Genomic DNA, 429 nt, shown 5'->3' with positions numbered 1-429 from the left:
CATGTCCAAAATGACAAAGATAAGCAAATTATTGCCGATTATGTCAATTCGTTGTATTACACCGATCATGTTTTAGGAGAGATTTTTAAACTCTTTCAAGATAAAGATGCAATCATTGTTTATCTCTCCGATCACGCTCAAGATATATTTGAGAGTTCTAACACCTATGGGCATAAATGTTCTAACTTTGGAGTAGAAATCCCCTTTGTGATCTATGTTACTGACACTTTCAAGCAAAAACACCCTGATAAAGTTAAAGCCATCGCAGAGGCTATCAATAAACCCTTCATGAGCGATGATTTAATCCACTCTCTTTTGCCCATCGTGGGGATTCACACTAAAGATAATCTAGAATCTAAAAATCTCTTTAGCCCCCAGTTTGATATCAAGAGAAAGAGAATTTATTGTGGGGATCGGCTGTATGAGAAA

1 protein-coding gene is annotated in these 429 nt (G+C 36.4%); it reads left to right on the top strand.

Annotation, left to right across the window (positions count from 1 at the left end; all coding sequences use genetic code 11):
- A partial coding sequence (locus EAO36_RS08375; protein ID WP_162983303.1) for a sulfatase-like hydrolase/transferase occupies positions 1-429 on the top strand: 429 nt, incomplete at both ends.

The organism is Helicobacter mehlei, assembly GCF_003660265.1.
In the GTDB taxonomy this organism is placed as follows: Bacteria; Campylobacterota; Campylobacteria; order Campylobacterales; family Helicobacteraceae; genus Helicobacter; species Helicobacter mehlei.
The sequence above is the reverse complement of the archived record's forward strand: the minus strand, read 5'-3'. Positions and strand labels throughout refer to the sequence as shown.